The following is a 12,189-nucleotide window of genomic DNA, read 5'->3' on the forward strand; positions in this document are numbered from 1 at the left end:
ATGAACAGTCTTAAAGGTGATATTATTAAGTTAATAAAAACTGGATTTTTTCACATATTCACCTCACAAGTAATTAACAAAATTTTACTCTTTAGCACCGTACTAATTTTAGTAAGGATTGTTTCGAAAACTGATTACGGTATATATTCTTACTCAAATAATATCGTTTCAATGTTTTTGTTATTAAATGGACTGGGAGCAGTATCTGGGCTTTTACAGTTTGGAAGTGAGAATAGAAAAAATCCCGATAAATTATTAGCTTATTCTCAGTTCGCTAGAAAAGTAGGAATTATGGCAAGTCTTTTTATATCTCTATTAATATCCTTATATGCCATATTCATAGATACTAATATTGAAGGAGTAACTACACTTCTATTATTAATGTCATTTCTTCCTTTGACACAATATTTATATTCTTATATCGAAATAGGGTTTCGGATAAGGTTACAAAATAAATTATTTTCAATGTTAAGCATTCTAAATAGTGTATTAGTCCTGATTTTTACACTGATTGGTGCAACTCTCTTTGGAATAACTGGAGTAGTTGTTTGTCAATATATAGGATTTTTTCTTTCAATTCTTTTTGCAATGTTTATAGCTAATAGAAAAGGACATTTAAAGAATACAACACTAAAATTAACTTATAAAGAAAAAAAACAGTTTGTTAAATTATCTTTTATTTCAAGCTTAAGTAATGCAATATCACAGATGCTTTATTTAATTGATGTTTTGATAATTGGTATTATTATTCAGAGTACATTAGTAATCGCTTCTTATAAAACTGCGACAGTAATACCTTTTGCAATTTTATTTATACCAATGGCCATTATTACTTATATTTACCCTTATTTTGCATCACACAATAACGATAGGGAATGGATTCGATCAAATTATTTAAAACTAATTAAAGGTTTAATATTATTAAACGGTATTATTTCAATCGGAATGTATATTGGAGCACCTTGGATAATAGGATTTTTATTTGGCGATGAGTATATGAGTGCGGTAGAGCCATTTCGAGTACTAGCGATAGGATACTTTATTGCTGCTACATTTCGAATCCCTTCTGGGAATGTTTTAGTTACCCTCAGAAGAGTTTCATTTAATTTTTATAATGCTCTGATATCAGGAATTTTCAATGTAATATTAAATGTTTTGCTAATTTCTAAATTTGGTTCAATTGGTGCTGCATATTCTACCGTTGGAGTATATATTATATCATCATTAATATCTACTATTTATTTATATAAAATATTGTACAAGGACAAAAAAATATTACCTGAGATTTAAACAATAATACCAAATCTTTAAAAGTTTGTAATAAAACTAGTTGCTTGGTAAAAAGGAGAAAAACAGAATCCCTAGTATGGTTTACTATGTTAAACCAATGCACAAACAAGAAGCATTTTCATACTTAGAATTTGCTGAAAGTGAATTTGAAGTAACTAATCGCTTGTGTGATACAATTCTTTCTTTACCAATGCATCCATATTTAACTGAGGAAGAAATTGATAAAGTATGTAATGTAATAAATAACTTTATCAAATAATAGGGAGTTTAATTAAATAATATTCTGTTCTGTTTAGTTTCATTTGAGGAGGACCACATGGCGTTAAAATATGCATTATTAATGGCAATTTGTACTGAAAGTGGTAAACATGCTGCAATTGCAGGCAGGGGCTAATTTTATTATAGAAAAGCTAATCGCTCTTTCACTAGAAGATCCGGATGAAACATTAAAAAGGCAATAGAGAAAAACGTAAAAGTAAGTGCACGTGACCAAAACTGATTTAACAAATCAATCAAAATTAGAGAAGCAGTAGATGATGAGAGATTCGGTCGCGTTCTAGATGGAACAGCTCATATTCGTTGGAATAGAGGAAAAGAACACTTTACTCAAGCACCTTGGCATGAAAATTGGGTGCAAGACGGTGGAGCATTAATGAACCAATGTATCCATAACATGGACCTATTGCGTTGGATAATGGGTGGAGAGGTTGAAGAAGTAGTGGTATGACTGATATCCTCAAACACGGTTTATTGAGGATGAAGACCTTGGAATGGCTTTAATCAAATTTTCGAATGGAAGCTATGGTATTGTTGAAGGAAAAACAAATATTTTCCCTACAAATTTAGAAAAAACCTCAGGGAAGCACGGGGACGTTCGTGCTTCCTTTTTGTTTTCTTTGGAGTTAATGACGAGTTAAAGTGGCTAATATTCGCTGTAATTAATTGACCAAAACTTGCTGGATATGCGTGTGGTTATTAATCTGTCTCCTGCAGAACAAAAGAGGAACGGTCCGTTGTTTGATCTCTCCATTGCACTTGGAGTGCTAAAAAGTGGAGAGTTTTTAAAGGACGACATATCCACCGATGCTGGTTTTATCGGCTATCTGTCTTTGGATGGAACGATCCTAGCAATGCAAGAAAATTGTAATTAGTTTTGTAATTCTTCTAAGTTTATTGGTAACAGGAGCTCCAAAGTCAGAAGCAACAAGTCCATGGAAAGCAAGTCCTTATGAAGCCTTATATTTTAGTCATCTCGTCTATGATGCGCCATTAGCAATATATAAGGGAAGCTGGGTAACTGCAACTTTAGTTTAAAAAAGTTTAGTCCTAAAATGAATAAAGATTGGGCTGAAATCACAGGGAAGGGGTATTACAAGTCATATAAGAATAAACTTTCTCAATATGGAAACGCGATTGGTGTGGGCAGATATCGGTTATACATGGCAGGATCTGAGAGTAAAACAGGTTTTTATGGTGCCATATTTAAAGATGTATATGCAAACAAATATATTGTAGCCTACGCAGGGACAAATGATTTTCGTGATGTAAAAAGCGATTTGCAGCTTACTACAAAAATATACTCTAAAGGAGTAGCGCAAAAGAAGTATGCTAGAATAGTAGCTTCATGGGTTCCAGCTAATTCACAGATTGTTTTTACTGGACACTCATTAGGAGGATATTTAGCTTCAGTTATGTCCATGGAAACAGGTAAACCAAGTATCGTATTTAACTCTCCAGGTTTTGGTCCTGCGTATGAGAGCAAAGCAAAAAGATCGAAAAATATCCAATTTATTACCCGCCATACCTTTAAGAAAGATCCAATAAGTCAATACGGTTATCAAAAAGGAATTAAACAGTATTATTATGGTAGTTCCGTATATCGTTCTCCATTCGAATATGGAATTCCTAAGTTCTCTATGCATACCTTAAAAAACTTTTATACCGTGTCATTAAATCAAAAATAGTACATATTATTTTAAGTTTAGATTACCCTTCAAAGTGGCTTTGAAGGGTTTTTAATTTACAAACTCCCATTTATGCTATGGATCTAATTCTACATTTCAAAAAATGAATGGTTCATTAAATAAATTAAAGCACTGGGACGGTTCTCGCGCTTATACTTAATGAGGGGAATAAATAATATTCTTAGGGGGATAAGGGAAGCACGAGGATGTTCTCAAGCTTACTTCTCAATAAATAATAAACAGGTTTACAGTTTTATTTTTCAACTTTAAGCTTGTTACTGTCTTTGTCTACGATGTACTGATTCTTTTCATACATCAGAAAAACGAAAAAAATCAAAGGGATTCAAAAAGGCAGATAGCGGGGTTTTGGAGATATCGGCTAGTCTTGTGTTAAGGCGTAGGGCAGGGAACGAGAGAACCATCCCTGTGCTTCCAAGATTCAAACTTATATATCGATTTACAGCAATTTAAATATTTTATAAGATTGGAGTATATTGCTGTTTAACGAGCAAGTTGCACTTCTTATGAAACTCTGACCTAATTTATGAAATGTAATGAAAAAAGATACTAAAGTATTAAAATGAGGCTTAGGACAATACCGATATACGCACACCATTTAAATATTCTTCAATAATTTTTCTATAAAAGGATTTGATAGTTTATGGTGTTACAGAATCTCAAAGTCATTAGAGATCAATTAAAGTCCAATTCTTGGACTGTAGATGCTTTCCTATTTACGTATAAACAACAAGATTTTGTTGTACTTGTAAAGTTGTATCCAGATACAAAAAGCAAGCAAGATCCGTATGCTATCGTCAGGCTGGAGTTCCTCAAGAGGCCCAAAATGGTGGAGAGCTATTCGACCTACGCAACTCTATACAAAATACATATCTCTGATTTGAAATTATTTAGAGCGTTTTTTGGTATTGAATACGGTGAAAATCTTGGCAATATACTAAAACAGTTTACAGACCACTTTGCAACATTTATTCCAGATCATATAAGTGCTAATAATAATCCAGTTTTGAAGGAAGCCGTCTTAACATCTTTGGATAGAACAGACCCTAATCCCGGTAGATATTGCATTGGAATCAGAAGGAACGGATATAAAAAAGATGGCAGTCCAGCCCAAAGAACCCCTGAAAATAACCAAAAAGCAGCATTACTAATACCCGAATTACACGGAAAAATAGACGATAATTCATTGAGTTTTCGTTTTTCCGAAGACCAAATCTTAGAAAAAACAATGGACGAAATTTATATGCAATGGTTAAAGCGATAGTGAAGCAAAGGAACGGTTGAGCCCAGTGAAAAAGTAGGCTTTTAGGGATGCATTACCAGATGAAGCAATACTAACAATCACTGAAAGAACACGGGATCACCCAAAGCATGTCCCGCAAGGGGAACTGTTTGGATAACGCAGCCATGGAAAGCTTTTATGCGTACTGGTATTGAAATCAGAATTGCTTTATTTAAACGAGTTTGAGAGCATGGAACATTTTAAGCGTGAACTGGAGTTTTATATCCAATATTATAATCACAAAAGGATTAAGGCAAAATTAAAAGGCATGAGCCCGGTTCAATACCGTACTCATGCCCTTACAGCTGTCTAATGAAATAATCGTGTCTAACTTATAGGGGTCACTTCAGATGTCAGCTCTTTTTGATTGTGTACTTTCTTTCTCCTAAAGGAATAAACAATTAAACAAATAATGGAAATCGCACTTATAACGACGCCTACTAATAAGCCTTGTGGGATAAAATAGAGTTCAATATTTTGTGTTCCAGCATTTACTTTGATACCTGAATAGGTATAGTGAGTAGGAATAATATCCGTTCTTTTTCCATCGACTTTTGCAATCCAACCTTTATTGTAGGGAATGGATAGAAAAAGTATACCGGATTTCTTCGATTTAAGAGTACCCGTAAAAGAGAGAGAATCCGTTTTTATATTTTTCATTGTATTTTGCTTTAAGGTTTGTACGTGTGCCTTATAATCAATCATTGGATCAAAAATAGCTTTTATATCTTTTATTACGTATTCACCTGGTAATAGGGTAAGAGTAATTGTCTTATTTTCTTCAGAGATTTCCCCAAATTTAAATAGAACTTCATTAACAGTATTTTCATAAGAGTATTGACTTAACACATACGAGCCATTTCTCATGTTTTTCACATAATTTATTTCTGAAGAGTCATCTTTTTTGGCTATCATTGTCATTCCCTCGTTGGGATTAAGAGGATCTATATTAGCATATACAGATAACTGACCTTTCCCTTTAATAGGCGTTGGAACCTTTATTTCAATTGCTTTCTCTGATTTGATTTTTGTATTGGGATTCGTTATGCGCTCACCGTTAACGGTGATATCTTGGTTATCACTAATCACATTGTCACTTATGGTAAGATTTCGTTTCATTGGAGCAGCGTCTATGATTGCATATTGCATCATGGCCTGTTCTCTTTCGTAAACAGGTAAAGACAAAAATTGAGCAGTAGACATGGATTGATCGTATACAAATCCCATAGGGAGAAAGTATTCATTCTTATATATTTTTAAATCTCTCTCTTCTTGATCTAATGTGTAACCAAAAAGTTTTGGCTCACTACCTGTTGATATAAAATATTTATTACTAAACAATGTGGTTAAGTATGTACTATTCCCGAATCCTCTCAATAAGTTAAATCCTCTTTGACCTGGTTGTGCAAGAGTATCCATTTCAAATTTTTGCTGTTTCCAAGGAATTAAAGAATGATAGGAATAGAAGCCTTTATAATCATAGGTTAATGAAGAATTAATGGCTGTTCCACCAGGAATGTTAGCCACTACTCGATGGAACTCATTATTTTCTTTTAATTGGTCAAAAGTAACTTTTAAAGTCTTGTTATCATATGAATTTTCATAAATATCTCGATTAAGTAGAGGTAAGATCGACCAAATTCCCTTATGATGTGTAACGTTGGTTGAATTAGGATTCTGTGCTTTAACAATTAAATCGGATACAAAACTATATCCGATTGCTGCACTATAACCTACACATAATAAACTCGTTATCATAAATACAACAGATTTAATCGTTTTTGATTGTAAGTAGAAAAATAATAATAACCCTATAAACCAAATGAGTGGAAGATAAACCAGCCATTCGTCGTAACGAGAATAAGGATGTTTAAATAGCCAAATGACTACTAAAGTTATACCGATAAATAAGGCAATCATATCAGTCAAACCGCGTTTCATTTGATTTAGCCCGTGGATAGCAATATAAATGGTCAACAAGTTGATAATAAAAAAGCCTCTCAGCTCCTCTGGGCGGCTGAATCCACCAATGAAGCTAGTTAGTACTGGGAATTGCATAATACACCATAATACACTGCATAAGATTATTAATGAATATGTTCTTTTAAATCGAATAATCAACAATGGAATGATAGCAAAGATCATATAATGCATGCCACCGGTAATTGAGATTCTATTTATCGTTTCACTAAAGGTAAGAATGGCTTCAAATTTAGGACCGGATCGGACTTGCGCGTTAGATTGTAAATAGCTTAAAACAGACGGAAGAAAAATGGGCATGGATAAGGCTAGACCTGCTAAATACACAAGGCTTAATTTGCTATGGAATATTACAAATGACTTCAATGATCTACTAATAGGATCTTGATAAAAAAAGCGGGTAATTGCATAGAGTAATAGACCGATTGTTAGAAGGAACATTAAGTAAAAATTACCGATGCTGGCAAGAAAAATAACTAAGATTAATAAACCTGGCTTTTTGTGCTGAAGATATCGTTCGTATCCAAGTAATAAAAAAGGAAAATATACAGCAGCATTGATAAAGAAATAGTGTGTATATAAATAATCAAAATGATACCCGGCAAATGGATAGATGAGTGCACCTAAAAATGCCCAATGCTCCTTAACCCCTGTTTTCTTCAATAATAAGTAAACACCAGAACTCATCAGTAATAGTTTCAGAATACTCATTGGGATGAAAAGAGCAGGAAACCATGCTTTCGGAAAGAGAAAGAATGGCCAGACGAAAATGTCACCCAACATATAATAACCGAAATCGTTCCAAAAGCTTCCACCCATACCATATTCCCATGACCAAAAAGGAAGCTCACCACGATGAATGAGATCATAATAGTGATTAAAAAAATGAACATATTGTTCTTTTGTATCTCCTAAAGCCGAAAAATAGTAAAAGTGGTTTAACGGAATTTTATATAAAATAAAAACAGAAATACTTAAAACGAAAATTAGTAATATAAAGTGCGTTTTATTATTCTTTACAAAGTTATTCATGTGATTCACCTAAATGAGAAGGTTCTTTTCTTTGGAAAATCATAAATTTACTGAGTAAGTAGTTTATGATTACGACAAGTATGTTTACAACTACTTTGGAAAATAGATCATTAATTTGCAGCATGGATACCATTACTATCATTAGACCGAGGTCTAAACCTAAACTTAATAGTCTAAAAACGATAAAGCTTCCTAATTCTTTTAAAATATTTCCTTGAGTTTTAAATACATAGATTTTATTGGTTATATAAGCAAAAAGAACAGCAACAATCCATGACACAACGGTGGCCGCCGTATAAAGAACGCCGAGAACATCTGTTAGTAATAGATAAGAGATAAAGTTTATTAGTGTAGTCAATACACCGAAAAACAAATAACTAATAACTTCTTGTTTCATGTCTTGCTCCTTGAGTCGTAGGGTTTTCCTTTTGATTGTTATATTCCTCTACAAAATATAAAGGTCTTTTTTTCGTTTCATTAAATATTCTGCCAAGGTATTCTCCGATAATGCCAATGGACAAAAGCTGAATACCACCTAAGAATAAAATAGCGGTCATAATAGATGGATAGCCAGAAACAGATTCTCCATAGAGTAGAGTCTTAGCAATAATCCAGATCATATAAAGAAAAGCAAATATAGAAATGGAAAACCCAAATAAAGCTGAGAATCGCAATGGTGCGGTTGTAAAAGAAGTGATACCCTCAATAGCTAGGTCAACTAATTTGATGTAATTCCATTTCGTTTCTCCTGCAGCTCTTGGATCTCGATCAAATAATATTTCCTTTTTGTTATAACCGATCCAGCTAAACATTCCTTTTGTATAACGTTGCGTCTCTCTCATTTGTTTGAGAGCCTCTACACATCTCCGATCCAGTAAGCGAAAATCACCTGTATTCTCCTGGATAGGGATTCGGGTTGTCTTCTTAAGAAGCTTATAAAATGCTTGAGCCGTCGATTTCTTTATCCAAGTCTCGCCGGATCTGCTTCTTCTCTTTGCAAAAACATCATCATATCCATCTTCCCAATAAGTGATCATTTCTGGAATAAGTTCTGGAGGGTCTTGAAGATCTGCGTCTAAAATGATAACCGCATCACCTTGAGCATAATCCAGCCCCGCAATCATAGCTGTTTCTTTTCCAAAATTTCTCGATAGATTCACATAAGAAATGCGTCTATCACCTTCTCTTAATCCACGAATGATAGGTAAGGTGTTATCCTTACTCCCGTCATTGACAAAAAGCACCTCAAATAGATAGTTTGGAATAGAATCAAAGACCGTAACTAATCTACGATAAAGAGAATATAAAACTTCTTCTTCATTATATGCAGGAATTAATATAGATATCTTTTTCATAGTTCCTCCTTGTTACTTGTAAAAGTTCCCTTGAATATATTAACAAATATTTTTATATATGGATATACTTTCATAATTTAATAGGTGATTACCATTCTATTTAGAAAATAGTATGGGTATAGGTGTGGTTATGATCCGCACAAATGCTAAAAGTAGTAAGTGTGCATATCATTATCCTTGATTTTGTTATTGTACATTTTAAAGACTGACCTGATCTTACAAGTCCAATGAGTGAGGAAGAGTAACTGATGCGAGGGTTTGATGATTGTCTATAGCAGAAAAAGATTATAAAAGCCTAGAGACATTCCTCTTGCTATCTTGTTATCTATAAACCTTAATTTACATATAAATGTAATTAATGGTAGTATTTAGTTAGTTTCTATTGTAAGGAGGCTGACAGATGAATCCAAGAGGGTATGCTCAATTTAAAGTGAAGGACAGCGGCACATTTAGAACCGATACGTATTTGCAGTATGGTGACGACAAGAAATCCATTGGAAGCTGCATATTACTTAACCCGGGATCTGCTGTACTCGAAAACGAGGTTACAAATGAAGTGAAATTGGATGACACTATGCGCCAGTTAAACCGCATACTTCAGGAAATCTATGAAGGGGAGACCATCAGCGGACGGTTTCACATCTACAACCTCTTTCCACTTCAGCAAAGCTCTTCTAGACTGGCAATCGATGAAATGGAAAACTTGTTTAATAGGGGTAAGCTCTCTTTAAATGAATGCCTTATAGGATCAGAGTCTCTTGCTGACCACCCATGGATTTTAATTGGATGGAGCGTAGCGGAAGGCGCAGGATGGAAGAACTTAGCTGACATTAGACGCCATTGGATGATTGCGATTGAGAAGTCTGGTGTTCCATACTTCGGTTTGAAAAAACGGGCCTTGACCTACTATCATCCATGTCCGCGTCTCCACGAAAAACGATTGCAAATTGTACAGACATACAAGGAATTATATAAAGAGAAATTAGGATAGGAGAAATCAGCATAACAGCATAGAAATAATTATAAAGCTTGTTTAATCAATAGATAAAGTTTGCACATGATAGGAGGATTTTTTATGGCAGAACCTTGGACTCTAGAGCAACAGGATTATTTAGTCAAAGCTATACCTCAATATCGAAGCACAATTAAAGGATATAAAGATGAGTTAAATAAAGCCAGGAAGTTAACAAGAAGCTTTGCTGAAGAGCTTTTGAAATCTACACCAAGTCTTCAGCATAGAAGTATAGGTTCAATTGAACAGCGTCTTCCCTATCTAGATAATTTGCTTGTCGGGGCTTTAGAGAAAGAAGCTTATGCAATTAAAGATCGACATCTGTACCAAACGCAGCGTAGAGAAGATTCTTCTGTAGATCCAAATCGCTGTAATGCCAGACACACTTATAATGGGTTTTTAAAGTAAGAAAAGTCACATCTTTTAATGTAAACTAAGAAGAAGTTCTTTTAGTATGATAATGGGTGCCCAGAGAAAGTAAAGATTTAAACACTTGTTTAATGATTTCTAAAGATAGAAGTCGCTAGCATATCAATACTAGTAACTTTCCTTTTTAATCTTTTCTGTTGTACTTCGTCTATGTGTTACAAAAATATTTTTGAAATCCCATACTACTTAAGTCCCCTATTTAAAAATAGTGGGCTATTTTTTTGTGAGAAAAATTGGGAAAATAACCTGATAAATCAAGTTTAATTATGTGTTTTTATCTAGACTTTCCCAATATTCACAAATGGAATTTATAGGTATAATTGTTCATATAAGCACTGTGATAGTTACTTTCTACTTATGCATGATACAAAAAGTTCACTCTAAAAATGCAGTGCCTCTTCAATTAAGGTATATATTTGAAAAAAAACATATTTTATCCAACGTATACTGAATGTATAGTACTATGAAGAGGGGTGCTTCATGAAACTTGGTGAGAAAGTAAAGTATTTTCGAAAGATGCGGAAATTATCACAGAAAGATTTAGCTGAGGGGATATGCTCTATTTCTTATCTTAGTAAGATAGAAAATTGCACAACTGAGCCTTCAGAAGAAATTGGTATCTTTTTAGGGAAACGTTTAGATATTGATTTGTATAACACATCATATTCAAAGCGAAAAGAGGAGTATAAGAGTCTATTTTACCATTTGTATAATAGAGATAAGTTTGAGTCAGAGATAGCATACCGGGAGTTATTAAACGCAAGAATAGATCACACGGAAGATTCTATACTTTTAAACATTTTTAAAAGTATGTATTTATTATTGATGTCTCAAAATACAAATGAAGCTACAAGATTAATAAACGAAGTATCTTATTTAAACGATGGTGCAAAAAGCGAAAAAAGCTTTTATTATTTTATCGTTAAAGGATTGCGAGATTATTACTTAAATGATTTTAAAGAGGCACTAAATTCTTTTAAAAAGGCTGAAGAAGTAATAGAGATTTTTCAATATCATAGTTGGGAGAAAGGGTACCTCTATTATTTAATATCCCTTACTGCTAATCGTTTATGGAAGAATTCCATGTGCTTAGATTATGCTAAATTAGCATTAAATATATTTGAAAAACGTTATGATTTTAAACGATGTGCAGATAGTAGAATTTTGTTGGGGATTGTTTATCAAAGATTTGAAAATTGGGTTGAATCACACAAGCATTTTAAAATGGCAGAATCCGTTGCAAATGCTTTTAATGATAATTTTTTAAAGGGGGCGATTTATCAAAATTTAGGTTATAACGAATCCAAAAAAGGTAATTCTGAAGGAGCGCTTAGTCTATACAATATAAGCTTAGAGTTAAAAAAAGATCAACCAGTTGAAACAAAGACTTCTACTCTTTTTACTTTGATTAGAGAGTATTTAAAGTTTGGTGAATTTAGTAAATGTCGAAAGCGAGTGTTAGACGGTTTAAGCCTTGTAAGAGAAAATCCCAATTTATATGAATATCAACTGCATTTTAATCATTATTTTAATATATTAGAATATGGAGCGTGTAGCGAAGTAACAACTACATATCTTGTTGAAAATGTAATCCCATATCTTGAGGGAAAAAATGAAAGTACTTATCAAGTAGAGTACCTACAACTTGTTGGTGAATATTTTGAACATGAAAAAAAATACAAGTTATCCAGTCAATATTATTTAAAAGCATTAAATATTTATAAAAAATATAACCAGGGGTGACAAAAGGTGAAAAAATTAATTTCCATCCTATGTTTGTCTACATTATTAGTAATTGGGATTTCTACAACAACTCAAGCAGTTAGT

The 12,189-nt window shown here is 33.2% G+C and carries 12 protein-coding genes and 1 pseudogene; 10 read left to right on the plus strand and 3 right to left on the minus strand.

Going from position 1 to position 12,189, the window contains the following annotated elements; genetic code table 11:
- The 7 genes and pseudogenes from ACFS5O_RS05895 to ACFS5O_RS05925 form a co-directional block, all read left to right on the plus strand.
- Entirely contained in the window at positions 1–1,290 is a 1,290-nt protein-coding gene (locus ACFS5O_RS05895) for an oligosaccharide flippase family protein (protein ID WP_205725070.1), read from the plus strand.
- 40 nt (positions 1,291–1,330) lie between these two features.
- Positions 1,331–1,549: a DegT/DnrJ/EryC1/StrS family aminotransferase gene (locus ACFS5O_RS05900; protein WP_318300115.1), complete on the plus strand. Its 219-nt coding sequence runs from the start codon at positions 1,331–1,333 to the stop codon at positions 1,547–1,549.
- Between the two features lie 315 nt (positions 1,550–1,864).
- Entirely contained in the window at positions 1,865–2,017 is a 153-nt protein-coding gene (locus tag ACFS5O_RS05905; protein WP_318300150.1) for a Gfo/Idh/MocA family protein, read from the plus strand.
- A gap of 241 nt (positions 2,018–2,258) precedes the next feature.
- The gene (locus ACFS5O_RS05910; protein WP_205725071.1) at positions 2,259–2,441 is read left to right on the plus strand and encodes a magnesium chelatase domain-containing protein; all 183 of its coding nucleotides are present in this window, start codon (positions 2,259–2,261) and stop codon (positions 2,439–2,441) included.
- 180 nt (positions 2,442–2,621) lie between these two features.
- Positions 2,622–3,254: a Tle-like phospholipase domain-containing protein gene (locus tag ACFS5O_RS05915; protein ID WP_205725072.1), complete on the plus strand. Its 633-nt coding sequence runs from the start codon at positions 2,622–2,624 to the stop codon at positions 3,252–3,254.
- A 661-nt stretch (positions 3,255–3,915) separates the two neighbouring features.
- Positions 3,916–4,536 carry a DUF6037 family protein gene (locus ACFS5O_RS05920; RefSeq protein ID WP_205725073.1) on the plus strand — a complete coding sequence of 207 codons (621 nt, stop codon included), beginning with the start codon at positions 3,916–3,918 and terminating at the stop codon, positions 4,534–4,536.
- Positions 4,537–4,580: 44 nt separating this feature from the next.
- Positions 4,581–4,867 (plus strand): annotated as a pseudogene (locus tag ACFS5O_RS05925) (transposase); the annotation flags it as partial.
- A 14-nt stretch (positions 4,868–4,881) separates the two neighbouring features.
- On the opposite strand, the gene ACFS5O_RS05930 reads toward ACFS5O_RS05925, so the two are convergent.
- The 3 genes from ACFS5O_RS05930 to ACFS5O_RS05940 are packed head-to-tail and all read right to left on the minus strand — an operon-like array spanning position 4,882 to position 8,921.
- Positions 4,882–7,566 (minus strand): YfhO family protein, encoded by a 2,685-nt coding sequence (locus ACFS5O_RS05930; RefSeq protein WP_205725074.1) that lies wholly within the window; start codon positions 7,564–7,566, stop codon positions 4,882–4,884.
- A complete protein-coding gene (locus ACFS5O_RS05935) occupies positions 7,559–7,963 on the minus strand; it encodes a GtrA family protein (protein WP_205725075.1) in 405 nt (134 codons plus the stop codon). The genes ACFS5O_RS05930 and ACFS5O_RS05935 overlap by 8 nt, the downstream gene beginning before the upstream one ends.
- Positions 7,944–8,921, minus strand: coding sequence for a glycosyltransferase family 2 protein (locus ACFS5O_RS05940; RefSeq protein ID WP_205725076.1), 978 nt, complete (start codon positions 8,919–8,921; stop codon positions 7,944–7,946). The genes ACFS5O_RS05935 and ACFS5O_RS05940 overlap by 20 nt, the downstream gene beginning before the upstream one ends.
- A 400-nt stretch (positions 8,922–9,321) precedes the next feature.
- On the opposite strand from ACFS5O_RS05940, the gene ACFS5O_RS05945 reads away from it, so the two are divergent.
- From ACFS5O_RS05945 to ACFS5O_RS05955, 3 genes are all read left to right on the plus strand, one after another.
- On the plus strand, positions 9,322–9,912 hold the full coding sequence (locus ACFS5O_RS05945) for a hypothetical protein (RefSeq protein ID WP_205725077.1): 591 nt from the start codon (positions 9,322–9,324) through the stop codon (positions 9,910–9,912).
- Between the two features lie 84 nt (positions 9,913–9,996).
- Positions 9,997–10,341, plus strand: a complete 345-nt coding sequence (locus ACFS5O_RS05950; protein WP_205725078.1) for a hypothetical protein — start codon at positions 9,997–9,999, stop codon at positions 10,339–10,341.
- 501 nt (positions 10,342–10,842) lie between these two features.
- Complete coding sequence (locus ACFS5O_RS05955) at positions 10,843–12,105, plus strand: helix-turn-helix domain-containing protein (RefSeq protein WP_205725079.1); 1,263 nt, start codon at positions 10,843–10,845, stop codon at positions 12,103–12,105.
- Positions 12,106–12,189 lie beyond the last annotated feature (84 nt).

It is taken from the genome of Fictibacillus nanhaiensis, assembly GCF_042686385.1.
Taxonomy (GTDB): Bacteria; Bacillota; Bacilli; order Bacillales; family Fictibacillaceae; genus Fictibacillus; species Fictibacillus nanhaiensis.

Bases quoted from the DNA above. Each gene is read 5' to 3' on its own strand.
- ACFS5O_RS05895 (WP_205725070.1), top strand. From the start codon at position 1: ATGAACAGTCTTAAAGGTGATATTATTAAGTTAATAAAAACTGGATTT.
- ACFS5O_RS05955 (WP_205725079.1), top strand. From the start codon at position 10,843: ATGAAACTTGGTGAGAAAGTAAAGTATTTTCGAAAGATGCGGAAATTA.
- ACFS5O_RS05945 (WP_205725077.1), top strand. From the start codon at position 9,322: ATGAATCCAAGAGGGTATGCTCAATTTAAAGTGAAGGACAGCGGCACA.
- ACFS5O_RS05930 (WP_205725074.1), bottom strand. From the start codon at position 7,566: ATGAATAACTTTGTAAAGAATAATAAAACGCACTTTATATTACTAATT.
- ACFS5O_RS05940 (WP_205725076.1), bottom strand. From the start codon at position 8,921: ATGAAAAAGATATCTATATTAATTCCTGCATATAATGAAGAAGAAGTT.
- ACFS5O_RS05935 (WP_205725075.1), bottom strand. From the start codon at position 7,963: ATGAAACAAGAAGTTATTAGTTATTTGTTTTTCGGTGTATTGACTACA.
- ACFS5O_RS05915 (WP_205725072.1), top strand. From the start codon at position 2,622: ATGAATAAAGATTGGGCTGAAATCACAGGGAAGGGGTATTACAAGTCA.
- ACFS5O_RS05950 (WP_205725078.1), top strand. From the start codon at position 9,997: ATGGCAGAACCTTGGACTCTAGAGCAACAGGATTATTTAGTCAAAGCT.
- ACFS5O_RS05920 (WP_205725073.1), top strand. From the start codon at position 3,916: ATGGTGTTACAGAATCTCAAAGTCATTAGAGATCAATTAAAGTCCAAT.